Origin of the sequence: Klebsiella sp. LTGPAF-6F, from assembly GCF_001753185.1 — a bacterium.
GTDB classification, from domain to species: domain Bacteria; phylum Pseudomonadota; class Gammaproteobacteria; order Enterobacterales; family Enterobacteriaceae; genus Klebsiella; species Klebsiella michiganensis.
In genome coordinates this window covers 5,734,021-5,756,978 of sequence record NZ_CP017450.1, presented here as the reverse complement: position 1 = coordinate 5,756,978, position 22,958 = coordinate 5,734,021, and the positions used below count along the sequence as shown (strand labels likewise).

Annotated in this window: 22 protein-coding genes; 15 read left to right on the top strand and 7 right to left on the bottom strand. The window is 56.6% G+C overall.

The window, feature by feature from the left end:
- Genes livH through livF form a run of 4 tightly spaced genes read left to right on the top strand, consistent with a single transcriptional unit; the run spans position 1 to position 3,699 of the window.
- The gene (livH, locus tag BJF97_RS27035; protein ID WP_014227088.1) at positions 1–927 is read left to right on the top strand and encodes a high-affinity branched-chain amino acid ABC transporter permease LivH; all 927 of its coding nucleotides are present in this window, start codon (positions 1–3) and stop codon (positions 925–927) included.
- Positions 924–2,204 carry a branched chain amino acid ABC transporter permease LivM gene (livM, locus tag BJF97_RS27030; RefSeq protein ID WP_014227087.1) on the top strand — a complete coding sequence of 427 codons (1,281 nt, stop codon included), beginning with the start codon at positions 924–926 and terminating at the stop codon, positions 2,202–2,204. The genes livH and livM overlap by 4 nt, the downstream gene beginning before the upstream one ends.
- Positions 2,201–2,968 carry a high-affinity branched-chain amino acid ABC transporter ATP-binding protein LivG gene (gene livG / locus BJF97_RS27025; RefSeq protein WP_004855045.1) on the top strand — a complete coding sequence of 256 codons (768 nt, stop codon included), beginning with the start codon at positions 2,201–2,203 and terminating at the stop codon, positions 2,966–2,968. Before livM ends, livG begins: the two co-directional genes overlap by 4 nt.
- Before the next feature lie 17 nt (positions 2,969–2,985).
- Complete coding sequence (gene livF / locus BJF97_RS27020; RefSeq protein WP_004126158.1) at positions 2,986–3,699, top strand: high-affinity branched-chain amino acid ABC transporter ATP-binding protein LivF; 714 nt, start codon at positions 2,986–2,988, stop codon at positions 3,697–3,699.
- Between the two features lie 44 nt (positions 3,700–3,743).
- Here livF and BJF97_RS27015 read toward each other — a convergent pair whose 3' ends face one another.
- The 4 genes from BJF97_RS27015 to BJF97_RS27000 all read right to left on the bottom strand — a co-directional run bounded on the left by BJF97_RS27015 (position 3,744) and on the right by BJF97_RS27000 (position 8,597).
- Positions 3,744–5,339: a UxaA family hydrolase gene (locus BJF97_RS27015; protein WP_032694231.1), complete on the bottom strand. Its 1,596-nt coding sequence runs from the start codon at positions 5,337–5,339 to the stop codon at positions 3,744–3,746.
- 33 nt (positions 5,340–5,372) lie between these two features.
- Positions 5,373–6,683 (bottom strand): MFS transporter, encoded by a 1,311-nt coding sequence (locus BJF97_RS27010; protein WP_009654269.1) that lies wholly within the window; start codon positions 6,681–6,683, stop codon positions 5,373–5,375.
- Positions 6,684–6,701: 18 nt separating this feature from the next.
- Entirely contained in the window at positions 6,702–7,601 is a 900-nt protein-coding gene (locus BJF97_RS27005) for a dihydrodipicolinate synthase family protein (RefSeq protein WP_032694232.1), read from the bottom strand.
- Positions 7,602–7,829: 228 nt separating this feature from the next.
- The gene (locus BJF97_RS27000) at positions 7,830–8,597 is read right to left on the bottom strand and encodes an IclR family transcriptional regulator (RefSeq protein ID WP_014839703.1); all 768 of its coding nucleotides are present in this window, start codon (positions 8,595–8,597) and stop codon (positions 7,830–7,832) included.
- Between the two features lie 271 nt (positions 8,598–8,868).
- On the opposite strand from BJF97_RS27000, the gene ugpB reads away from it, so the two are divergent.
- The 5 genes from ugpB to ugpQ all read left to right on the top strand — a co-directional run bounded on the left by ugpB (position 8,869) and on the right by ugpQ (position 13,846).
- Complete coding sequence (gene ugpB, locus BJF97_RS26995; RefSeq protein WP_004855028.1) at positions 8,869–10,185, top strand: sn-glycerol-3-phosphate ABC transporter substrate-binding protein UgpB; 1,317 nt, start codon at positions 8,869–8,871, stop codon at positions 10,183–10,185.
- Between the two features lie 122 nt (positions 10,186–10,307).
- Positions 10,308–11,195 (top strand): sn-glycerol-3-phosphate ABC transporter permease UgpA, encoded by an 888-nt coding sequence (ugpA, locus tag BJF97_RS26990; RefSeq protein WP_004126134.1) that lies wholly within the window; start codon positions 10,308–10,310, stop codon positions 11,193–11,195.
- A complete protein-coding gene (gene ugpE, locus BJF97_RS26985) occupies positions 11,192–12,037 on the top strand; it encodes a sn-glycerol-3-phosphate ABC transporter permease UgpE (RefSeq protein ID WP_004116045.1) in 846 nt (281 codons plus the stop codon). Before ugpA ends, ugpE begins: the two co-directional genes overlap by 4 nt.
- A gap of 1 nt (position 12,038) precedes the next feature.
- Positions 12,039–13,109 carry a sn-glycerol-3-phosphate import ATP-binding protein UgpC gene (locus tag BJF97_RS26980; RefSeq protein WP_025107858.1) on the top strand — a complete coding sequence of 357 codons (1,071 nt, stop codon included), beginning with the start codon at positions 12,039–12,041 and terminating at the stop codon, positions 13,107–13,109.
- Positions 13,106–13,846 carry a glycerophosphodiester phosphodiesterase gene (gene ugpQ / locus BJF97_RS26975; RefSeq protein WP_014227082.1) on the top strand — a complete coding sequence of 247 codons (741 nt, stop codon included), beginning with the start codon at positions 13,106–13,108 and terminating at the stop codon, positions 13,844–13,846. The genes BJF97_RS26980 and ugpQ overlap by 4 nt, the downstream gene beginning before the upstream one ends.
- A gap of 23 nt (positions 13,847–13,869) precedes the next feature.
- On the opposite strand, the gene BJF97_RS26970 is transcribed toward ugpQ, so the two are convergent.
- Positions 13,870–14,190, bottom strand: coding sequence for a DUF2756 family protein (locus tag BJF97_RS26970; RefSeq protein WP_004855016.1), 321 nt, complete (start codon positions 14,188–14,190; stop codon positions 13,870–13,872).
- Positions 14,191–14,310: 120 nt separating this feature from the next.
- On the opposite strand from BJF97_RS26970, the gene ggt reads away from it, so the two are divergent.
- Positions 14,311–16,053, top strand: a complete 1,743-nt coding sequence (gene ggt, locus BJF97_RS26965) for a gamma-glutamyltransferase (RefSeq protein ID WP_032694233.1) — start codon at positions 14,311–14,313, stop codon at positions 16,051–16,053.
- Positions 16,054–16,103: 50 nt separating this feature from the next.
- Here ggt and yhhY read toward each other — a convergent pair whose 3' ends face one another.
- Both yhhY and BJF97_RS26955 read right to left on the bottom strand, forming a co-directional pair.
- The gene (gene yhhY, locus BJF97_RS26960) at positions 16,104–16,595 is read right to left on the bottom strand and encodes an N-acetyltransferase (RefSeq protein WP_032694234.1); all 492 of its coding nucleotides are present in this window, start codon (positions 16,593–16,595) and stop codon (positions 16,104–16,106) included.
- Positions 16,596–16,841: 246 nt separating this feature from the next.
- Positions 16,842–17,480: a bactofilin family protein gene (locus tag BJF97_RS26955; RefSeq protein ID WP_032694235.1), complete on the bottom strand. Its 639-nt coding sequence runs from the start codon at positions 17,478–17,480 to the stop codon at positions 16,842–16,844.
- Positions 17,481–17,733: 253 nt separating this feature from the next.
- Here BJF97_RS26955 and BJF97_RS26950 point away from each other — a divergent pair, with 253 nt between their 5' ends.
- The 5 genes from BJF97_RS26950 to gntU all read left to right on the top strand — a co-directional run bounded on the left by BJF97_RS26950 (position 17,734) and on the right by gntU (position 22,750).
- A complete protein-coding gene (locus BJF97_RS26950) occupies positions 17,734–18,771 on the top strand; it encodes an oxidoreductase (RefSeq protein WP_014227077.1) in 1,038 nt (345 codons plus the stop codon).
- 121 nt (positions 18,772–18,892) lie between these two features.
- Positions 18,893–19,588 carry a pirin family protein gene (locus tag BJF97_RS26945; protein WP_025107853.1) on the top strand — a complete coding sequence of 232 codons (696 nt, stop codon included), beginning with the start codon at positions 18,893–18,895 and terminating at the stop codon, positions 19,586–19,588.
- A gap of 114 nt (positions 19,589–19,702) precedes the next feature.
- Positions 19,703–20,698, top strand: coding sequence for a gluconate operon transcriptional repressor GntR (gene gntR, locus BJF97_RS26940; protein WP_004106498.1), 996 nt, complete (start codon positions 19,703–19,705; stop codon positions 20,696–20,698).
- 181 nt (positions 20,699–20,879) lie between these two features.
- On the top strand, positions 20,880–21,410 hold the full coding sequence (gene gntK, locus BJF97_RS26935) for a gluconokinase (RefSeq protein WP_032694236.1): 531 nt from the start codon (positions 20,880–20,882) through the stop codon (positions 21,408–21,410).
- Positions 21,410–22,750 carry a gluconate transporter gene (gene gntU / locus BJF97_RS26930; RefSeq protein ID WP_014227075.1) on the top strand — a complete coding sequence of 447 codons (1,341 nt, stop codon included), beginning with the start codon at positions 21,410–21,412 and terminating at the stop codon, positions 22,748–22,750. The genes gntK and gntU overlap by 1 nt, the downstream gene beginning before the upstream one ends.
- The last annotated feature ends 208 nt before the right edge of the window (positions 22,751–22,958 follow it).

Below are 22,958 nucleotides of genomic sequence, written 5' to 3'. Positions count from 1 at the left end.
ATGTCCGAGCAGTTTCTCTATTTTCTGCAGCAGATGTTTAACGGCGTCACGCTGGGAAGCACCTATGCGCTGATTGCCATCGGCTATACCATGGTGTACGGCATTATCGGCATGATCAACTTCGCCCACGGCGAGGTCTATATGATTGGCAGCTACGTCTCCTTCATGATCATTGCCGCCCTGATGATGATGGGTATCGATACCAGCTGGCTGCTGGTTGCCGCCGGATTCGTCGGCGCTATCGTGATTGCCAGCGCCTACGGCTGGAGTATCGAACGCGTGGCCTACCGGCCGGTGCGCAGCTCAAAACGCCTGATTGCGCTGATCTCCGCCATCGGGATGTCCATCTTCCTGCAAAACTACGTCAGCCTGACGGAAGGTTCGCGCGATGTCGCGCTGCCGAGCCTGTTCAACGGCCAGTGGACGGTAGGCAGCAGCGATAACTTCACCGCCACTATCACCACCATGCAGCTGGTTATCTGGGTGGTGACGTTTATCGCCATGCTGGCGCTGACGCTGTTTATCCGCTATTCCCGCATGGGGCGCGCCTGCCGCGCCTGCGCTGAAGACCTGAAAATGGCCAGCCTGCTCGGCATCAACACCGACCGGGTGATTGCGCTGACGTTTGTGATCGGCGCGGCAATGGCGGCGGTTGCCGGCGTTCTGCTCGGCCAGTTCTACGGCGTAATCAACCCGTACATCGGCTTTATGGCCGGGATGAAGGCCTTCACCGCCGCGGTGTTGGGCGGCATCGGCAGCATTCCCGGGGCGATGATCGGCGGGCTGATCCTCGGTATCGCCGAAGCGCTCTCTTCTGCCTATCTCAGTACGGAATATAAAGACGTGGTCTCCTTCGCGCTGCTGATCCTGGTTCTGCTGGTGATGCCTACCGGTATCCTGGGCCGTCCGGAGGTAGAAAAAGTATGAAACCGATGCATTTTGCGATGGCGCTGCTGTCCGCGGTGATGTTCTTTATCCTGGCGGGCGTCTTTATGGGCGTGCAGCTGGAGCTGGACGGCACGAAGCTGGTGGTGGATACCGCCGCCGATATCCGCTGGCAGTGGATCTTTATCGGAACCGCAGTGGTCTTCTTCTTCCAGCTGCTGCGTCCCGTTTTCCAGAAAACCATGAAGAACGTCTCCGGGCCGAAGTTTATTCTGCCGGCTATCGACGGTTCGACGGTAAAACAGAAGCTGTTCCTGATCGCCCTGCTGGTTATCGCCGTGGCGTGGCCGTTTATGGTGTCGCGCGGAACGGTGGATATCGCTACCCTGACGATGATCTATATCATCCTCGGCCTGGGCCTTAACGTGGTGGTGGGGCTTTCCGGCCTGCTGGTGCTGGGCTACGGCGGTTTCTACGCCATCGGCGCCTACACCTTCGCGCTGCTGAACCACTATTACGGTCTGGGCTTCTGGACCTGCCTGCCGCTGGCGGGGCTGGTTTCTGCGGCGGCGGGCTTCCTGCTTGGCTTCCCGGTCCTGCGCCTGCGCGGCGACTATCTGGCGATTGTCACGCTTGGCTTTGGCGAAATCGTGCGCATCCTGCTGCTTAACAACACCGAAATAACCGGTGGCCCGAACGGCATCAGCCAGATCCCGAAACCGACGCTGTTCGGCCTTGAATTTAGCCGCAGCGCCCGCGAAGGCGGCTGGGATACGTTCAGCAACTTCTTCGGCGTGAAGTACGATCCCTCCGATCGCGTGATTTTCCTCTACCTGGTCGCTCTGCTGCTGGTGGTGTTAAGCCTGTTCGTGATTAACCGCCTGCTGCGTATGCCGCTGGGCCGCGCGTGGGAAGCGCTGCGCGAAGATGAGATTGCCTGCCGCTCGCTGGGCCTCAGCCCGACGCGCATCAAGCTGACCGCCTTTACCATCAGCGCCGCGTTTGCCGGTTTTGCCGGCACCCTGTTCGCCGCCCGGCAGGGCTTCGTCAGTCCGGAATCCTTTACCTTCGCCGAGTCGGCCTTTGTGCTGGCGATTGTGGTTCTCGGCGGTATGGGCTCCCAGTTCGCGGTGATCCTGGCGGCGGTTCTGCTGGTCGTTTCGCGCGAGCTGATGCGTGATTTCAATGAATACAGCATGCTGATGCTGGGTGCGCTGATGGTACTGATGATGATCTGGCGTCCGCAGGGGCTTCTGCCGATGACCCGTCCGCAGCTGAAGCTGAAAAATGGGCAGGCCAAAGAAGGAGAGCAGGCATGAGTCAGCCATTATTATCCGTAAACGGTCTGATGATGCGTTTTGGCGGCCTGCTGGCGGTCAACAACGTGTCGCTGGAGCTGCGCGAGCGGGAAATCGTTTCGCTTATCGGCCCTAACGGCGCGGGCAAAACCACCGTCTTCAACTGCCTGACCGGCTTCTATAAGCCAACCGGCGGTACCATTATGCTGCGCGACCAGCATCTGGAAGGGCTGCCGGGCCAGCAGATTGCCCGTATGGGCGTGGTGCGAACGTTCCAGCACGTGCGTCTGTTCCGCGAAATGACGGTGATTGAAAACCTGCTGGTGGCGCAGCATCAGCAGCTGAAAACCGGGGTTTTCTCCGGCCTGCTGAAGACGCCGTCCTTCCGCCGCGCCCAGAGCGAAGCGCTGGACCGCGCCGCGACCTGGCTTGAACGTATTGGCCTGCTTGAGCACGCCAACCGGCAGGCCAGTAACCTGGCCTACGGCGACCAGCGCCGTCTGGAGATTGCCCGCTGTATGGTGACCCAGCCGGAAATCCTGATGCTTGATGAGCCCGCGGCGGGGCTGAACCCGAAAGAGACCAAAGAGCTGGACGAGCTGATCGTCGAGCTGCGCAGCCATCACAACACCACCATCCTGCTGATTGAGCACGATATGAAGCTGGTGATGGGCATTTCCGACCGTATTTACGTGGTAAACCAGGGCACGCCGCTGGCCAACGGTACGCCGGAAGAGATCCGCAACAACCCGGACGTGATCCGCGCCTATTTAGGTGAAGCATAATGGTGGTGACGCATAAGATGGAAAAAGTGATGTTATCTTTTGACAACGTCAGCGCGCATTACGGCAAAATCCAGGCGCTGCACAACGTCAGTCTGCATATCAATCAGGGAGAGATTGTCACCCTGATTGGCGCCAACGGCGCGGGGAAAACCACGCTACTGGGTACCCTGTGCGGCGACCCGCGCGCCTCCAGCGGCCGCGTGGTTTTCGACGGTAAAGATATTACCGACTGGCAGACGGCGAAAATCATGCGCGAAGCGGTGGCGATCGTGCCGGAAGGGCGCCGCGTTTTCTCGCGGATGACGGTGGAAGAGAACCTGGCGATGGGCGGTTTTTTTGCCGACCGCGACCAGTTCCAGACCCGCATCAAATGGGTGTATGAGCTGTTTCCGCGCCTGCATGAGCGCCGGGTTCAGCGGGCGGGCACCATGTCCGGCGGCGAGCAGCAGATGCTGGCTATCGGGCGCGCGCTGATGAGCCAGCCGCGCCTGCTGCTGCTGGATGAGCCTTCGCTCGGTCTGGCGCCGATTATCATTCAGCAAATCTTCGATACCATCGAACAGCTGCGCGAGCAGGGAATGACCATCTTCCTCGTCGAGCAGAACGCCAACCAGGCGCTGAAGCTGGCCGACCGCGGCTACGTGCTGGAAAACGGTCACGTGGTGCTTGAGGATACCGGCGACGCGCTGCTGGCGAATGAAGCGGTACGCAGCGCCTATCTGGGCGGGTAGCGAAGACAAAACGCCCGGCATCTGCCGGGCGTTTTACTTGATTCCTACAGCTCCAGAGAGCGTTTCCACAGCATAAAATCATACTGTTCGAGCGCATCCGCTTTGGTGCGCCAGGTCCCACTGGCGGTAGCGATGATTTTCTCAAACAGGCCGTCGGCGATGTCCGCCAGCGGCGTGCCTTCGATAATCGGCCCGCAGTCATAATCGATAATATCCGGCATCTTTTTCGCCAGCGCGGAGTTGGTTGAAACCTTAAGCACCGGAACGATAGGGTTCCCCGTCGGCGTACCCAACCCGGTTGAGAAGATCACCACGTTGCACCCCGCCGCGACCAGGCCCGTTACCGCGTCCACATCGTTGCCCGGCGTGCAGACCAGCGAAAGGCCGCTTTCTCCCATCGGTTCGGCGTAGTCGCATACCGCGCTTACCGGCGCTCTGCCGCCTTTTTTCGCCGCGCCGGCGGATTTGATGGCGTCAGTGATCAGCCCATCGGCAATGTTTCCCGGGCTGGGGTTATCGGCGATGGTGGTGCCGAAGAAGTTCGCGACATGCTCATAGTTTTTCATCAGCGACAAAAACTTCTCTTTCAGCTCGCGGGTCGCGCAGCGTTGCACGATATCCCCTTCCGCGCCGCACAGCTCGGGGAATTCCGCCAGCCCCGACGCGCCGCCGAGGGCGACAAGACGATCCGACACTTCGCCCATCGCCGGGTTAGCGCTGATCCCCGAGAACCCGTCAGAAGCGCCGCACTTCACGCCGATTTTGAGGTGGGAGAGCGGGACGTCCTGCCGCTCGGCGACGGGGGCTTCGCGGATCGCGTTATAGGTTTCGGTCAACGCATCCTGCATCATTTTTTCTTCGCTACTCCAGTCCTGCTGCCTGAAGTAAATAATCGGTTTGTTGAAATTCGGGTTGCGCTTCGCCAGCGCGGCGTTGAAATCAACAATTCGCGCTTTTTCACAGCCGAGGGCGAAGACCGTCACGCCAAGAACGTTAGGATGATCGGAATAGGCGGCCAGCACGTCGCACATCGTCATGCTGTCCGAGGTGGCGCCGCCGCAGCCGGAATTGACGGTAATACAGCGGATGCCGTCAAGATGCGGGAAGGGCAGATGCCGGGTATCGTTTAATGCTCCTGCCGACGTCACCTGGCGAGCAAAATTTTTCAGGCCGTTATTGGCGTAGCCGAGGGCGTCGTTCAGCGCATCGGTGACGCGCTGAACGTTGCGGTTTTCACAGAATACCAGCGGAATGACCAGCCAGTAGTTCGCGGTGGCGACCCGGCCATCTTCGCGCACGATCCCCTTGAAAGACCGCTGCTGCCAGGCGGAAACATCCGGCTGCTGCCAGTCATAGGGCGCGACGTCGTCAAGAGAAACCGGGGCCGCGTAGTGTTTGATATTCTCAGTGGTAATGGCTTCGCCGCGGGTGATGGGGCGCGTCGCTTTGCCGACCGGTACGCCGTACAGCGACACGATATCGCCGGGCGCAATATCCTCGGTGGCGAATTTATGTTTGGCTTTGACATCGCTACGCAGAACGTAGGCTTCATCGTTCCAGTGAACCCGCTGCTCTTTGCGTAAGTCCTGCAGCGCAACGATCAGGTTATCGGTAGGGTCAATTTTTAAGATGGTCTGCATGTTCATTATCCTTTGTTATAAGCGCATCAGGACTTAGTGATGGGGGACCGCGACGCCGTTTGTCGCTTTTCTGCCGGCAAGGGCGGCAATCAGCAGCGCGCAGCAGACGGTGATGAGCGACAGGGCGACCAGACCCGCCGAATCGTTGCCGAAGAAGGCATCGACCTCAACGCGAATCAGCGGCGCGAGGAAGCTGCAAAATGCGCCCATGGTGGTGCAAAAGCCGATACTGGCGGCCAGCGCCGAGCCTGACACAATCTGCGCCGGGAAAGTCCAGAAGATAGGTTGCACGGAGAGAAAGCCGATGGCCGACAGCGAGAGCGCGGCAATGGCGAGTACCGGGCCGGACCAGGCAGAAACAAACAGCCCCAGCGCCGCCGCCAGCATACAGATAACTGAAATCAGCACCCGACGGGCCGGCATTTTGTCCGCCAGACGCGGAATGTAATAGACGCCGACGGCGGAGCAGGCCCACGGAATGGCGGCGACCAGCGACTCCTTAAAGCCGAGCGTGGAGCCCATTAGCGAGGCGACTTGCGAAGGCAGGAAGAACATCAGCCCGTAAACGCTGATCTGGATGGTGCCGTAGATCAGCGCCAGGTGCCAGACTTTCAGGCTTTTCAGGGCGGTGCCGACGCTGCTGGTTTCCGTCTGCCGCTGCTCCTGCTGAAGCTGAGCAATCAGCGCCTTTTTCTCTTCGTCGTTCAGGAATCGCGCTTTGGCCGGCGTATCATCAAGCCAGAACCAGGCGAAGATCCCCATGATGACCGCCGGAATGCCTTCGATAAAGAACATCCAGAACCAGCCGGGTTTGCCGAGGAAGCCGTGCATTTCCAGAAGCGCCCCGGAGATGGGCGAGCCTAAGGTTAATGCCAGCGGCACGCCGAGCACGAAGATACCGACGACGGAGGCGCGAACTTTATTGGGAAAGTAGATTGAGGCCAGCAGCAGAATACCGGGATAAAAACCGGCTTCGCCTAACCCCAGTAAAAAGCGCAGAACAATAAACTGGGTTTCCGTCTGCACCAGTCCGGTGAGGGCAGAGAGAACGCCCCACAGCGCGGTGGTGATGCTTAACCATTTTTGCGCGCCGATTTTATTCAGAATCAGGTTAGCGGGAATACCAAACAGCGCATAGGCGGCGAAAAAGATCCCCGCGCCGAGGGCGAAGGCGGAATTGGAGAGCCCAATATCCACCTGCATCGCCTCTTTGGCGAATCCCACGTTCACCCTGTCGATAAAGGCGATGAAGTACAAAATAAACATCAGTGGCACCAGGCGCTTCCATGATTTGGTAATCGCGGAATTGAGGGCCGGATTGTCGTAAGCTGTGATGGTTTTCATAATACCTCCGCGTGGGGGTCAGGCATTAATTTCAATACCAGCGCGGGAAAGTATCCGCAGAATACTTTCGGTCTGGCAGGTGGCGAGCGAGCTAAACGGTGGCGTGCAGCGGTCGGACTGAATAATTCCGCGCAGCTGTAACGCTTTTTTAAATGTTGGAATGAACGGATCGTTAACCGCGTAAATATCCATTAACCCATCCACTTTTTGCTGATACCGCGAAATTTGCTGCACATTGTTATCGTTAAATGCCTGCATCCAGTCGCGGAATATTTCAGGGCAAATATTGGATAACCCGCCAATACATCCATCGCCCCCCGCCAGGACATTGTGCGCGAAGTTATTGTCATAACCGGCATAGACTTCAAAATACGGTAGTTCAGATTTTACCTGGCGAATCACCTGCGACGTGTGATTGGTGTCCGGAATGGTGTCTTTAAGACCGACAATGTTTGGGAACTCGCTGGCGAGTCGTAAACAGACCTCCGGCGAGACGGAATAGCCGGTGCGCTCCGGAAAGTTATAGATGAATATTTTGGCGGCGGTGCGGCGGGCAATCTGGCTATAAAATGTATAAATGCCTTCATCAGTCAGGCGGAAGTACCACGGGCTGATAATCATGACGCCATCCAGCCCGCACTCATCTGCATAGTTTGCCAGCTCTACGCACTCGTCAATATCCATGCGGCTGGTACCCGCATAGGCCTTTATTCCCTCGCGCGGGAACTCTGCCGCCATTTGAATTATCTGACGGGATGTTTTCATATCCAGCGAGAAAAACTCGCCGGTACTGCCCATGACGACAAATCCCGATACGCTGTTTTTAATAAAATCGTACAGGCGAAAATTTCCGTCAGGATCCAGCCTGCCCTGCTCATCAAAAACCGTTATTGCCGGGGTGATGTAACGACTTTGCATATTCAACCTCTTTGTTGTTCGTATATACAAACACTGTTTGTATTTGCGATTAAGCATAAGTAAACACGCCATCGACGTGAAGTCAAATGGCGCCAAAGTCGTGCGGATAATTGATTAAATCAATGAATAGATGGGGAATTATGCAGAAGAGACGGGCGTCACGGCGGATCATTAAATATCGGTATTGTGTGGGTAATCACAATTCCGACGGCATCGTGGGCGAATAAATCAGTAATTTTTAATATCAGGCAGCTTATTCAGCACGCTTTCGATACGACCCTTTGCCTCTTTTAACGCGCGAATAACCTGCTGCGTTTTTTCATCGCTGGCGCGGAAAGAGGGCAATGAGACGCTGATCGCCGCCAGAATAATGCCTTTCTGCAGCAGGGGGACGGCAAAGCAGATGGTATCGTCGTTGATTTCCCGATCGTCCATGGCATAACCGTTGGCGGCGACCCATTCCAGCTGCTGACGAAGCTGAGCCATATTCGTTACGCTGCGGGCGGTAACGGAAGGAAAACCCTGCGGATAGAGCTCCAGGATCTCTTCGTCGCGGTGCTTATGCAGCAGCGCCTTGCCCAGGGCAGAGCAGATCGCCGGAAGGCGAGTCCCTACCTTAGAGACCAGCTGCACGGTTTGGTCGCCCTGAACTTTATCAACATAGAGCACCCAGGCGTCATCCAGAATGCCGAGCTGGCAAACTTCATTGCATTCATTGACCACCGCGTGCATTTCGCTATTGATCGTTTTCAGCCAGAACTCTTTTTCCACCGTTGAGCTGGCCAGAACCGCGCATGAGATCCCCAGCGTATATATGCCGTTGCGATCGTCGTGGCTGATATATTTCCGGTACTGCAGCGATTTGAGGATCGGGAAAATGGTTCCCTTTGAAATATCCGTTTTGAGCGATAGCTCGGAAAGCGTCATTCCGTCCGCGTTGGCTAAGGTTTCCAGAATGAGTAAAACGCGTTCGGTAGGTTTATGAAGCGTCTTCATATTTTTCCTTATGACGGCTCGCCGGAGAGTGCTGTTTAACGCCCCCTATTTAACTACAGATCCCCGCTTATCTGTAGCCTGCGCCGCCTCTCTTTTTCGCTTTGCCATTTCCCTGCCACTTTTTTTTCACCGTTTCATCATGTTTTTGCCAATTTATTGTAATATTTTTGTAATGCAATAGTTATTTTTCTGTCATTCGAGCATGTCATGTTACCCCCGCGAACATAAAACGCGTGAAATCGCGCATCCGGAACAACAAGAGAGATAACCGATGATATCGTTACGACATACAGCTTTAGGACTGGCGCTCAGCCTGGCATTTGCCGGACAAGCCCTGGCGGTAACCACTATCCCGTTCTGGCACTCGATGGAAGGGGAGTTGGGTAAAGAAGTTGATTCACTGGCGCAACGTTTCAACGCAGCCAACCCGGACTACAAAATTGTTCCGGTGTATAAAGGCAACTATGAGCAGAGCCTGAGCGCCGGCATCGCCGCCTTCCGTACCGGCAACGCCCCGGCTATTCTGCAGGTTTACGAAGTCGGCACCGCGACGATGATGGCCTCGAAGGCGATTAAGCCGGTCTATCAGGTGTTCAGCGATGCGGGCATTCAGTTTGATGAAACGCAGTTCGTGCCAACCGTCTCCGGTTATTACACCGACTCGAAAACCGGCCATCTGCTCTCCCAGCCGTTTAACAGCTCCACGCCGGTGCTGTACTACAACAAAGACGCCTTTAAAAAAGCCGGATTAGATCCGGAACAGCCGCCGAAAACCTGGCAGGATCTGGCGGCATATACCGCAAAGCTGAAAGCTGCCGGGATGAAATGCGGCTACGCCAGCGGCTGGCAGGGCTGGATTCAGATTGAAAACTTCAGCGCCTGGCACGGCCTGCCGGTGGCGACCAAAAACAACGGCTTCGACGGTACCGATGCGGTACTGGAGTTCAACAAGCCAGAGCAGGTGAAGCATATCGCTCTGCTCGAAGAACTGAACAAGAAAGGCGACTTCAGCTACTTCGGGCGTAAAGACGAATCCACCGAGAAGTTCTATAACGGCGACTGCGCCATTACCACCGCCTCTTCCGGCTCCCTCGCGGATATTCGCCAGTACGCGAAGTTCAACTATGGCGTAGGGATGATGCCGTACGACGCCGACGTGAAAGGCGCGCCGCAAAACGCCATTATCGGCGGGGCCAGCCTGTGGGTGATGCAGGGTAAAGACAAAGAAACCTATACCGGCGTCGCCAAATTCCTCGATTTCCTGACCAAGCCGGAAAACGCCGCCGAATGGCATCAGAAAACCGGCTATCTGCCGATTACCACCGCCGCTTACAACCTGACCCGCGAACAGGGCTTCTATGATAAGAACCCCGGTGCCGATATCGCGACGCGCCAGATGCTGAACAAGCCGCCGCTGCCGTTCACCAAAGGTCTGCGCCTGGGCAATATGCCGCAGATTCGTACCATCGTGGATGAAGAACTGGAAAGCGTATGGACCGGGAAGAAAACGCCTCAGCAGGCGCTGGACGCCGCGGTTGAGCGCGGTAATCAGCTGCTGCGCCGTTTCGAGCAGTCAACCAGGTCGTAATCTTATAGCCAGCCCCTCACCCTCTCCCCGTCGGGGAGAGGGGATCGCCCGGAGCCGTCTTTTCATCCTCGTCCGTTTAGGGAGAGGGCCGGGATGAGGGGAAACCAACTCAGAGTTTAACTATGTCATCATCCCGTCCGGTGTTCCGCTCGCGTTGGCTGCCCTATGTGCTGGTCGCGCCGCAGCTGGTTATCACCGTCATCTTTTTTATCTGGCCCGCGGGCGAAGCGCTGTGGTATTCACTGCAGAGCGTCGATCCGTTTGGGCTCTCCAGCCAGTTTGTTGGCCTGGATAACTTTTTAGCCCTCTTCCAGGACCCGTACTACCTGGACTCCTTCTGGACCACCATTAAGTTCAGCACGATGGTTACCGTCAGCGGCCTGCTGATCTCGCTGTTTTTCGCCGCGCTGGTGGATTACGTGGTGCGCGGCAGCCGCTTCTATCAGACGCTGATGCTCCTGCCCTATGCCGTTGCGCCCGCGGTGGCGGCGGTGCTATGGATCTTCTTGTTCAACCCCGGACGCGGGCTGATTACGCATCTCCTCGGTGAGATGGGCTACGACTGGAACCACGCGCAGAACAGCGGTCAGGCGATGTTCCTTGTGGTTTTCGCCTCGGTCTGGAAGCAGATTAGTTACAACTTCCTGTTCTTCTTTGCCGCGCTGCAATCGATTCCCCGCTCGCTGGTAGAAGCCGCCGCGATTGACGGCGCCGGCCCGGTTCGCCGCTTCTTCAGACTGGCGCTACCGCTGATCGCCCCGGTGAGCTTCTTCCTGCTGGTGGTGAACCTGGTATACGCCTTCTTCGATACCTTCCCGGTTATCGATGCCGCAACCGGCGGCGGGCCGGTTCAGGCGACGACAACGCTGATTTATAAGATCTATCGTGAAGGTTTTGCCGGGCTCGACCTTTCCGCTTCCGCCGCCCAGTCGGTGGTGCTGATGTTCCTCGTCATTATTCTGACGGTGGTGCAGTTCCGCTACGTTGAACGAAAGGTGCGCTACCAATGATTGAGAATCGACGCGGGCTGACGATTTTCAGCCACACCATGCTGATTTTAGGGATCGCGGTCATTCTGTTCCCGCTGTATGTCGCCTTTGTCGCGGCGACGCTGGACAGTAAAGCGGTTTTTGATACGCCGATGACGCTGATTCCCGGCGGGCATCTGCTCGAAAATATGAAATTTATCTGGGTGAACGGCGTAGGGGCCAATAGCGCGCCGTTCTGGCTAATGATGCTCAACAGCTTCATCATGGCCTTCGGCATCACGGTAGGCAAAATTACGGTCTCGATGCTCTCCGCTTTCGCCATCGTCTGGTTTCGTTTTCCGCTGCGTAACCTGTTCTTCTGGATGATTTTCATCACGCTGATGCTGCCGGTTGAGGTGCGTATTTTCCCGACGGTGGAAGTGATCGCCAACCTGAAAATGCTCGACAGCTATGCCGGGCTCACGCTGCCGCTGATGGCCTCGGCGACCGCCACCTTCCTGTTCCGCCAGTTCTTTATGACCCTGCCGGACGAGCTGATAGAGGCCGCACGTATCGACGGCGCGTCGCCGATGCGCTTCTTCCGCGACATCGTGCTGCCGCTGTCGAAAACCAACCTGGCGGCGCTGTTCGTCATCACCTTTATCTACGGCTGGAACCAGTATCTGTGGCCGCTGCTGATCATTACCGACGTGAATCTCGGCACGGCGGTCGCGGGCATCAAAGGGATGATCGCCATCGGCCAGGGTACCACGCAGTGGAATCAGGTGATGGCGGCGATGCTGCTCACGCTGATTCCTCCGGTTGTCATCGTTTTAGCCATGCAGCGCGCGTTTGTGCGTGGTTTAGTGGATAGTGAGAAATAAAATGGCAGGACTTAAGCTACAGGCAGTAACCAAAAGCTGGGATGGCAAAACCCAGGTGATCCAGCCGCTGACGCTGGACGTCGCGGACGGCGAATTTATTGTGATGGTGGGCCCCTCGGGCTGCGGAAAATCAACCCTGCTGCGCATGGTGGCGGGCCTGGAGCGGGTCACCAGCGGCGATATCTGGATCGACCGCAAGCGCGTCACCGAAATGGAACCGAAAGATCGCGGTATTGCGATGGTGTTCCAGAACTACGCCCTCTACCCGCATATGAGCGTGGAAGAGAATATGGCGTGGGGTCTGAAAATTCGCGGTTTAGGTAAAGGATTAATTGCCGAACGTGTCCAGGAAGCGGCGCGCATTCTGGAGCTGGATGGCCTGCTGAAGCGCCGTCCGCGCGAACTCTCCGGCGGCCAGCGCCAGCGCGTGGCGATGGGGCGGGCTATCGTGCGCGACCCGGCGGTATTCCTGTTTGATGAGCCGCTCTCCAACCTCGATGCCAAACTGCGCGTGCAGATGCGTCTGGAGCTGCAGCAGCTGCACCGTCGGCTGAAAACCACCTCGCTGTACGTGACGCACGATCAGGTGGAAGCCATGACCCTCGCGCAGCGGGTGATGGTGATGAATAAAGGTATCGCCGAGCAGATTGGTACGCCGGTCGAGGTCTACGAAAAACCGGCCAGCCGCTTTGTGGCGAGCTTTATCGGCAGCCCGGCAATGAACCTGCTGGAAGGCCGGGTCAGCGACGACGGTAGCCGCTTCGAGCTTGAGGGCGGGATGCTTTTACCCATCAACAGCGAGCATCGCCGCTATGCCGGGCGTAAGATGACCCTGGGTATCCGTCCGGAACATTTTGCATTAAGCTCCGAGGCGGAAGGTGGCGTACCGCTGGTGATGGATACGCTGGAAATTTTAGGTGCCGATAACCTCGCCCACGGGCGCTGGGGCGAGCAAAAGCTGGTGGTCCGGCTGCCGCACCAGCAGCGTCCGCAGGCGGGCAGCACCCTGTGGCTGCATCTGCCGCAGGAAAGTCTGCATCTTTTTGATAGTGAAACAGGACAACGCGCATGAGTCACTGGCCTTATCCTCATATCGTCGCCCACCGCGGCGGCGGTAAACTGGCCCCGGAAAATACCCTGGCGGCCATCGATACCGGCGCTCGTTACGGCCATACGATGATTGAGTTTGACGCTAAGTTATCGAAAGACGGGCAGATTTTTTTACTGCACGATGACAATCTCGAACGCACCAGCAACGGCTGGGGCGTGGCGGGCGAACTGGCGTGGAACGATCTGCTAAAAGTGGATGCCGGCAGCTGGTACAGCGGTGAGTTCAAAGGCGAGCCGCTGCCGCTGCTGAGCGAGGTGGCCGACCGCTGCCGTCAGCACGGCATGATGGCCAATATCGAAATTAAACCGACCACCGGCACCGGGCCGCTGACCGGTAAAGCGGTGGCGCTGGCGGCGCGTGAGCTGTGGCAGGGGATGACGCCGCCGCTGCTCTCATCGTTTGACGTCGATGCGCTGGAAGCCGCGCAGGAGGCGGTGCCCGAACTGCCGCGCGGGCTGCTGCTGGATGAGTGGCGCAACGACTGGCGCGAACTGACCGCGCGTCTCGGCTGCGTCTCTATTCACCTCAACCATAAGCTGCTGGATGAAGCGCGCGTGGCGAGCCTGAAGGCCGCGGGCCTGCATATTCTGGTCTATACCGTTAACAAACCGCAGCGCGCCGCCGAGCTGCTGCGTTGGGGCGTGGACAGCATCTGCACCGATGCGATTGACGTCATCGGCCCCAACTTCCCGGCGTAACCCGCTTCTGCGTCAGGCGGCCCTTACGGGGTCGTCTGGCGCTGCAGCATCCCACCGTTGGTGTTAGGGAGAGGCTGCTCACGGGTCAGATTGTTATTCTGCTGTACCCGCTGCCGATCGTTATTCAACTGCGTCTGAAGATGCTGCTGCTGCGCGCGCGACTGGCTTTGAATACCCTGCTTAAGATTGTTTTGCTGCTGCATTTGCTGGGTCTGCATCTGATTTTGCATCCGCTGCTGGCTGGGAACCACGTACCCCGGCTGATTGGGGTTATTGTCGATATTGATCGGCTGCGCCATGACGCTCAGCGGCAGCAGCGCCGCCAGATATAACATTGCTTTCATTGTTCTCTCCTCACTTCGTGGGATCGCTTAAGTTTACTCCCTTTCCGGCGCAACAATGATTTTTTAAGACTTATCATCCAGGATTATGGGTAAATAAAAACATCATTCAGGAGTATGACAATGATAAAAACAACGCTCTGGCGTCAGGTGGTCATCGCTGCGTTGCTGGCGGGCGGCAGTTTTACCGTTGCGGCAGATCCCGCCCCTCCGCCGGTATCTTATGGCGTAGAGGAAGATGTATTTCACCCGGTCCGCGCTCAGCAGGGGATGGTGGCCTCGGTGGACGCGCTGGCAACGAAGGTAGGCGTGGATATTCTGCGTCAGGGCGGCAACGCGGTCGATGCCGCCGTGGCGGTGGGCTACGCGCTGGCGGTCACCCATCCGCAGGCCGGTAATATCGGCGGCGGCGGGTTTATGATGCTGCGGACCAAAGACGGTAATACCACGGCGATCGACTTCCGCGAGATGGCCCCGGAACAGGCCACCCGGGATATGTTTCTCGACGATCAGGGCAACCCGGACAGCAAGAAATCGCTGACCTCGCATCTGGCTTCCGGCACGCCGGGCACCGTCGCCGGGTTCTCCCTCGCGCTGGAAAAATACGGCACAATGCCGCTCAACAAAGTGATTCGCCCGGCGATTAAGCTGGCCGAAGAGGGCTTCACGGTAAATGATGCGCTGGCCGACGACCTGAAAACCTACGGCAGCGAAGTGATCCCCGACCATGCCAACAGCCGGGCTATCTTCTGGAAAAACGGCGAGCCGCTGAAAAAGGGCGATAAGCTGGTGCAAAAACAGCTGGGGAAAAGCCTGGAGCTGATTGCCGAGCTGGGGCCGGATGCCTTCTATAAAGGCGCGATTGCCGACCAGATTGCCGCTGAGATGAAGAATAACGGCGGGCTTATCACCAAAGCAGATCTGGCGAATTACAAAGCGGTCGAACGTACGCCGGTGAGCGGCGAGTATCGCGGCTATCAGGTGTTCTCGATGCCGCCCCCATCGTCCGGGGGAATTCATATCGTGCAGATCCTCAATATCCTCGAAAACTTCGATATGCATAAGTACGGCTTCGGCAGCGCCGACGCCATGCAGGTGATGGCGGAAGCCGAAAAGCACGCCTATGCCGACCGTTCGGAATACCTTGGCGATCCGGACTTCGTCAAGGTGCCGTGGCAGGCGCTGACCAGCAAAGCGTACGCCAAATCGATCGCTGAGCAGATTGATATCAATAAGGCGAAGCCGTCGAGCCAGATTCGCCCCGGTAAGCTGGCGCCGTATGAAAGCAATCAGACCACCCATTTCTCGGTGGTGGATAAGGACGGTAACGCCGTTGCCGTGACCTATACGCTGAATACGACCTTTGGAACCGGCATCGTGGCGGGGAACTCCGGCATTCTGCTGAATAATCAGATGGATGATTTCTCAGCTAAACCCGGCGTGCCAAACGTCTACGGGCTGGTGGGCGGTGACGCCAACGCCGTCGAGCCGAAAAAACGTCCGCTGTCGTCGATGTCGCCAACGATTGTGGTGAAAGATGGCAAAACCTGGCTGGTGACCGGTAGCCCCGGCGGCAGCCGCATCATCACCACCGTCCTGCAGATGGTGGTGAATACCATTGATTTCGGAATGAACGTCGCGGAAGCCACCAACGCCCCGCGCTTCCATCATCAATGGCTGCCGGACGAACTGCGTGTAGAGAAGGGATTTAGCCCGGATACGCTGAAGCTGCTGGAGAGCAAAGGGCAGAAAGTGGCGGTGAAAGAGGCGATGGGCAGCACCCAGAGTATTATGGTTGGCCCGGACGGCACGCTGTACGGCGCATCCGATCCGCGTTCCCCGGATGATTTAACGGCAGGGTATTAGGTTTACCCTCACTCCGACCCTCTCCCTGCCGGGAGAGGGTTAGTTGAGCGTCACCCCTTCAGCCGCGCCATAAAGTAGGCATCGGCATATTCGCCGTTGCGCAGGGCATACTTTCTCCCCGTCCCTTCAATTTCAAAGCCTAATTTCTGATACACCGCCACCGCGGGAGCGTTATCCACAAACACCGTCAACTCAATACGGTCAACGCGGAGCCAGTTGTCGCACATGTCGATCATGGTGCGAATCAGCTCACTGGCAACGCCGCGATTGTGCCATCGTGAATCCACGCAAATGCCGAAATCGGCGACGTGGCTCCGGCGCGGGCGCTGGATAACCTCAATGGCGAGGTGTCCCACGACCTGGTCATCTATGCTGGCGACCAGCTGTTTGACGCCCGGTCGGTCGGTTAGTCGCTCGTGCCACATATGGCTGGAAGGATGAGGAACCTGTAGCGTATTGTGATATACCTCCGGCTGAGCATGGATCTGATGGATTGCGTCGTAATCTTTGGCTTCGGCATGGCGTATCACTATGTCGCTCATTCTTCATTTACCTTTTTGGGTTAATCGTCCCCTTAAAGATCGCTGACTTTAAAAAAGGGAGCAACGCCTATTTTTTGCAAAAAGAGGTGGACAAGTGCGAATGAGAATGATTATTATTGCTCTGCATTCAGGGAGACCCTTGCGGAAAGCCTGAAAGCACGACATTGCTCACATTGCTTCCAGTATTACTTTAGCCAGCCGGGTGCTGGCTTTTTTTTTGCTTTTTTCCGCCGCCCCGGATGGCAGTTACTGCGCCTCAACCTTATCTTTGGTTTCAATAGCGGTATCGGCGATAAACCCCACCACGTTGCTCTTTTCTGCCGCAGGCAGCAGCTCTGCCTGGCCGGAAAAAACGCCGCCCTTGTTAATGGCCAGCGTGCGGTAGGCCAACGTACCGGTGACCTGGCCGTTCTTATCGATTTCAATCGTCTCGCTGCGGCACTGACCGAGGATGCAGCCGTCGATAATCAGCTCGCGGCAGGTGATATTTCCCTCGACCAGGCCTCCGGCCATAATCTTAATCTGGCTGTCTTCGGCGTCGATATTGCCGCTTACGGTACCGTAAATATCGACATCTCCCTCGGCGATAATATTGCCGTCAAAGCGGATGCCGCTGGCGATAACCGTGGCGGCAGGTTTGCGGGAAACGGCTAACGGGGATGCGCTGTTGAGTACCGGCGTAGCCGCCGTCTGTGGCGTCGCTTCAATGTTTTTATTCTTTTTAAACATATGGTTAATCCGATGATATTGAAAATGAAAAACGAAAGATGACAAGGAGAAAGAGCCCGATAGCCAGGCCAGATACGTGGATTCGCAGCACCAGGCCATCAGGCCAAGCAGCCAAAAGAGAAGGGCGCTATTCAGGGCAATATACTTGCTTTCCATACGAACGAGATGGCTACTCCTTTAGTCATCGTGTTTTGGGAAACGGCGAGCGCGATACGGCGTCATGCTCCCACGCGCTGGATAAAAAACGTTCTTTTCCCGAGGGCCCTCTTATCCAGAATTTAGGCCGTAGGGTCAATGAATTTGAGCGTTAAATTTTACATTTAAGAATTTGGCACACTTATTGAAGGGGTTAAGTTCGCAGCCAGCTTGCGCTATGGTTAATAGCAGAGACCTAACAAAGGACCGCGTTATGACTTTGCACTGCGCATTTATTGGATTCGGCAAAAGCACCACCCGCTACCATCTTCCCTATGTCCTGCACCGAAAAGACCGCTGGCACGTGGCGCATATCTTTCGCCGCAGCGCAAAGCCAGAGGAACAGGCACCGGCATACTCGCATATTCACTTCACCAGCGACCTCGACGAAGTGCTTAACGATCCGCAGGTCAAGCTGGTGATTGTGTGCACCCACGCGGACAGTCATTTTGCCTATGCCAAAAGGGCGCTGGAGGCGGGCAAAAATGTACTGGTCGAAAAGCCCTTTACCCCGACCCTTGATGAGGCAAAAACGCTATTCGCCCTGGCGAAAAGCAAGGGATTGACGGTCACGCCGTACCAGAATCGTCGCTTCGACTCCTGCTTCCTGACCACGAAGAAAGTGATTGAGAGCGGAAAGCTGGGCGAGATCGTCGAGATTGAAAACCATTTTGACAACTATCGCCCGGTAGATGGAGGGAAACCCGGCCTGCCTCAGGACGGCACGTTTTACGGCCTGGGCGTCCATACCCTGGACCAAATTATCTCCCTGTTCGGTCGCCCTGACCATGTCTCTTACGACATCCGTAGCCTGCGCAACAAGGCCAATCCGGACGATACCTTTGAGGCCCAGCTGTTCTACGGCAACCTGAAGGCGATTGTCAAAACCAGCCATCTGGTGAAGCTGCCCTATCCAAAATTCATCGTCCATGGTCATAAAGGGTCGTTTATTAAATACGGTATCGACCAGCAGGAGACCAGCCTGAAGGCCAATATTATGCCGGGCGAGCCGGGATTCGGCGCGGACGAGACGGTTGGTCTGCTGGAGTACGTCAATGAGGCGGGCGAAACCGTACGGGAAGAGATCCCGCTTGAAACCGGCGACTATGGGCGGGTCTATGATTCGCTGTATGAAACCCTCGTTAACGGCCAGTCAAATTTCGTCAAGGAATCTGACGTTCTCACGAATCTGGAGATCCTTGAACGCGGCTTTGAACAGCCATCTCCGGCCACGATTACCCTTACCCGATAAGCCCTCATGGCTCCTCTGTACTCGTTCATATTTTTTGAACAGAGGAGTCAATTTTCACCCTCTATGATCGCCAGGGGATTGGGTCCACACTTATCCCATCGAAAACATACGGGGGTGCAACATGATCTACTTACGCAAAGCTAACGAACGCGGCCACGCTAACCACGGCTGGCTGGATTCCTGGCATACTTTCTCTTTCGCTAACTATTACGACCCTAACTTTATGGGCTTCTCGGCGCTGCGGGTGATCAATGACGACGTGATTGATGCAGGCCAGGGCTTCGGTACCCATCCGCATAAAGATATGGAAATTCTGACCTACGTGCTGGAAGGGGCCGTTGAGCACCAGGACAGCATGGGGAATAAAGAGCAGGTGCCGGCGGGTGAGTTCCAGATCATGAGCGCGGGTACCGGGATTCGTCACTCGGAGTACAACCCAAGCAACACGGAAAAACTGCATCTGTACCAGATCTGGATTATGCCGGAAAAAAATGGCATCACGCCGCGCTACGAACAGCGCCGCTTTGACGCCGCGCAGGGCAAGCAGCTGGTGCTGTCGCCGGATGCCCGCGAAGGTTCGCTGAAGGTGTACCAGGATATGGAACTGTACCGCTGGGCGCTGCTGAAAGACGAGCAGTCGGTGCATCAGATTGCCGCTGAACGGCGGGTGTGGATCCAGGTGGTGAAAGGTGACGTCACCATCAACGGAACGAAGGCCACCACCAGCGATGGCCTGGCCATTTGGGACGAGCAGGCGATTTCCGTACACGCCGACGGCGATAGCGAAATTCTGCTGTTCGATCTGCCGCCCGTCTGATCGTTCTCCGATCGGGTCTAAATAAATTGCGCAACCTTCCCTGATGTTAGGGAAGGTTGCGCTTTGTCCGTGATAAACTGAGAAAATGTTTCCCCGTTGATCGCAGTCAGGACGATGAAAAAGAAAAGACCCGTACTTCAGGATGTAGCCGATCTTGTCGGCGTGACCAAAATGACGGTCAGTCGCTACTTACGTAACCCGGAACAGGTTTCCGAAGCGCTGCGTGGCAAGATAGCCGTTGCTCTCGATGAACTGGGTTATATTCCTAATCGCGCCCCCGACATCCTCTCGAATGCCACCAGCCGCGCTATTGGCGTGCTGCTGCCCTCGTTAACTAACCAGGTTTTCTCAGAAGTGCTGCGCGGTATTGAAAGCGTGACCGACTCTTTCGGTTACCAGACGATGCTGGCGCACTACGGCTATAAGCCGGAAATGGAAGAAAAACGCCTGGAATCCATGCTTTCCTGGAATATTGACGGCCTGATCCTTACCGAACGAACCCATACGCCGCGCACCCTGAAGATGATTGAAGTGGCGGGTATCCCGGTTGTGGAGCTGATGGACAGCCAGTCGCCGTGCCTCGATATCGCCGTCGGCTTTGATAACTTTGAAGCGGCCCGGCAGATGACCGCGGCGATTATCAATCATGGCCATCGTCACGTTGCCTATCTTGGCGCACGTCTTGATGAACGTACTATCATCAAACAGAAGGGGTATGAGCAGGCGATGCTTGATGCCGGAATGACGCCCTACAGCGTGATGGTTGAGCAGTCTTCCTCTTATTCATCGGGGATTGAGCTGATGCGCCAGGCGCGTCGCGAATATCCGCAGCTTGACGGCATTTTCTGTACCAACGATGACCTTGCGGTCGGCGCGGCGTTTGAGTGCCAGCGGCTGGGGCTTAAAATCCCTGACGATATGGCGATTGCCGGTTTCCACGGCCACGATATCGGCCAGGTGATGGAGCCGCGCCTGGCCAGCGTGCTGACGCCGCGCGAGCGGATGGGGCGGATTGGCGCTGAACGTCTGCTGGCGCGTATTCGCGGTGAAGCGGTGACGCCTAAGATGTTAGATTTAGGTTTCACATTGTCACCGGGCGGATCTATTTAAACTGACAAATTTGAAGTAGATCACACATATTCACATCTGGCACGAATGGTTATTGCTTCTCCACAACTCCGGCATGACAATGTTACCGATAACAGTTACCCGTAACAATTAACCTGTACGCCAGTATTCCACGCCGTTAAACGCTGCCAGGCTGCGCGTATGTGTCCAGTGGGAGGAAGCTTTGAGCACGACTAACCATGATCACCACATCTATGTCCTGATGGGCGTTTCCGGCAGCGGCAAATCCGCTGTCGCCAGCGAAGTGGCGCATCAACTGCACGCCGCGTTTCTCGACGGCGACTTTCTGCATCCGCGCAGCAACATCAACAAGATGGCTTCCGGCGAACCGTTAAATGACGATGACCGCACCCCGTGGCTGCAGGCGCTGAACGATGCCGCGTTTGCCATGCAGCGTACCAATAAAGTGTCGCTGATTGTCTGCTCCGCGCTGAAAAAGAGCTACCGCGACATCCTGCGTAAAGGTAACCCGAACCTCTCATTTATCTACCTGAAAGGCGACTTCGCGGTTATCGAACAACGTCTGAAGGCGCGTAAAGGCCACTTCTTTAAAACCCAGATGCTGGTCACGCAGTTTGAAACGCTGCAGGAACCGGGCGCGGATGAAAACGATGTTTTAATCGTCGATATCGACCAGTCATTGGAAGGCGTGGTCGCCAGCACCATTGAGGTGATCAACAAAGGCAGTAAATAGTGAGTACATTAACGCTTGTTTTAACAGCAGTCGGCTCCGTTTTGCTGCTGCTGTTTTTAGTGATGAAGGCGCGTATGCATGCCTTCGTGGCTTTGATGGTGGTTTCTATTGGAGCAGGGCTTTTTTCCGGAATGCCGTTGGACAAGATCGCGGCGACGATGGAAAAAGGCATGGGCGGCACGCTGGGCTTTCTGGCTATCGTCGTCGCGCTGGGGGCTATGTTCGGTAAGATCCTGCATGAAACCGGCGCGGTCGACCAGATTGCCGTTAAGATGCTGAAATCTTTCGGCCACAATCGCGCCCACTATGCGATAGGCCTGGCCGGACTTATCTGCGCGCTGCCGCTGTTTTTCGAAGTGGCGATCGTGCTGCTGATCAGCGTGGCTTTCTCAATGGCGCGCCACACCGGCACCAACCTGGTGAAGCTGGTGATCCCGCTGTTTGCTGGCGTAGCCGCTGCGGCCGCGTTCCTGCTGCCGGGGCCCGCGCCGATGCTGCTGGCCTCGCAGATGCACGCCGACTTTGGCTGGATGATCCTGATTGGCCTGTGCGCCGCGATCCCGGGGATGATTATCGCCGGACCGCTGTGGGGTAACTTTATCAGCCGTTACGTTGAGCTGCATATTCCGGACGATATTAGCGAGCCGCACCTCGGCGAAGGCAAAATGCCGTCATTCGGCTTCAGCCTGTCGCTGATTCTGCTGCCGCTGGTGCTGGTTGGTCTGAAAACCATCGCCGCGCGCTTTGTGCCGGAAGGCTCTACCGCCTACGAATGGTTTGAGTTTATCGGCCATCCGTTTACCGCGATTCTGGTGGCGTGCCTGGTGGCTATCTATGGCCTGGCGGTACGTCAGGGGATGGCCAAAGATCGGGTGATGGAGATTTGCGGTCATGCGCTCCAGCCTGCGGGAATTATCCTGCTGGTCATCGGTGCGGGCGGCGTGTTCAAACAGGTGCTGGTCGACTCTGGCGTCGGTCCTGCCCTCGGCGAAGCGTTGACCGGTATGGGCCTGCCGATTGCCATCACCTGCTTCGTGCTGGCGGCGGCGGTGCGTATTATTCAGGGCTCCGCGACCGTTGCCTGTCTGACGGCCGTTGGGCTGGTGATGCCGGTTATCGAACAGCTGCACTACAGCGGCGCGCAGATGGCGGCGCTCTCTATCTGCATCGCCGGCGGCTCTATTGTCGTCAGCCACGTTAACGACGCGGGCTTCTGGCTGTTCGGTAAGTTTACCGGCGCGACCGAAGCGCAAACGCTGAAGACCTGGACGATGATGGAAACCATCCTCGGCACCGTCGGGGCGATTGTCGGCATGATTGCGTTTACGCTGTTGAGTTAAAAGACAAAGTGAAACACCCGGCGGAGCGAGGCGATGCCGGGTTAATTCTTCCGCTCTACTTATATCGAAAACCCTTAGCTTTACCCCTCTCCCGATCTGCCACTATCAGAAATACGATAAACGTCATACGGCTCACAAAGCCGCGCCACGCCTGGCTTTAACCGGTTAGGTTAGCAAGAGTAAAGCAACCGAATTTCTGCCGTAATCC

Coding starts and splice junctions, on each gene's coding strand:
- livF (WP_004126158.1), top strand. CDS start 2,986: ATGGAAAAAGTGATGTTATCTTTTGACAACGTCAGCGCGCATTACGGC.
- livM (WP_014227087.1), top strand. CDS start 924: ATGAAACCGATGCATTTTGCGATGGCGCTGCTGTCCGCGGTGATGTTC.
- BJF97_RS27010 (WP_009654269.1), bottom strand. CDS start 6,683: ATGAAAACCATCACAGCTTACGACAATCCGGCCCTCAATTCCGCGATT.
- BJF97_RS26980 (WP_025107858.1), top strand. CDS start 12,039: ATGGCAGGACTTAAGCTACAGGCAGTAACCAAAAGCTGGGATGGCAAA.
- livH (WP_014227088.1), top strand. CDS start 1: ATGTCCGAGCAGTTTCTCTATTTTCTGCAGCAGATGTTTAACGGCGTC.
- livG (WP_004855045.1), top strand. CDS start 2,201: ATGAGTCAGCCATTATTATCCGTAAACGGTCTGATGATGCGTTTTGGC.
- BJF97_RS26945 (WP_025107853.1), top strand. CDS start 18,893: ATGATCTACTTACGCAAAGCTAACGAACGCGGCCACGCTAACCACGGC.
- BJF97_RS27000 (WP_014839703.1), bottom strand. CDS start 8,597: ATGAAGACGCTTCATAAACCTACCGAACGCGTTTTACTCATTCTGGAA.
- BJF97_RS26950 (WP_014227077.1), top strand. CDS start 17,734: ATGACTTTGCACTGCGCATTTATTGGATTCGGCAAAAGCACCACCCGC.
- BJF97_RS27005 (WP_032694232.1), bottom strand. CDS start 7,601: ATGCAAAGTCGTTACATCACCCCGGCAATAACGGTTTTTGATGAGCAG.
- ugpQ (WP_014227082.1), top strand. CDS start 13,106: ATGAGTCACTGGCCTTATCCTCATATCGTCGCCCACCGCGGCGGCGGT.
- BJF97_RS26970 (WP_004855016.1), bottom strand. CDS start 14,190: ATGAAAGCAATGTTATATCTGGCGGCGCTGCTGCCGCTGAGCGTCATG.
- ugpB (WP_004855028.1), top strand. CDS start 8,869: ATGATATCGTTACGACATACAGCTTTAGGACTGGCGCTCAGCCTGGCA.
- BJF97_RS26955 (WP_032694235.1), bottom strand. CDS start 17,480: ATGGAAAGCAAGTATATTGCCCTGAATAGCGCCCTTCTCTTTTGGCTG.
- ggt (WP_032694233.1), top strand. CDS start 14,311: ATGATAAAAACAACGCTCTGGCGTCAGGTGGTCATCGCTGCGTTGCTG.
- BJF97_RS27015 (WP_032694231.1), bottom strand. CDS start 5,339: ATGCAGACCATCTTAAAAATTGACCCTACCGATAACCTGATCGTTGCG.
- ugpE (WP_004116045.1), top strand. CDS start 11,192: ATGATTGAGAATCGACGCGGGCTGACGATTTTCAGCCACACCATGCTG.
- ugpA (WP_004126134.1), top strand. CDS start 10,308: ATGTCATCATCCCGTCCGGTGTTCCGCTCGCGTTGGCTGCCCTATGTG.
- gntR (WP_004106498.1), top strand. CDS start 19,703: ATGAAAAAGAAAAGACCCGTACTTCAGGATGTAGCCGATCTTGTCGGC.
- yhhY (WP_032694234.1), bottom strand. CDS start 16,595: ATGAGCGACATAGTGATACGCCATGCCGAAGCCAAAGATTACGACGCA.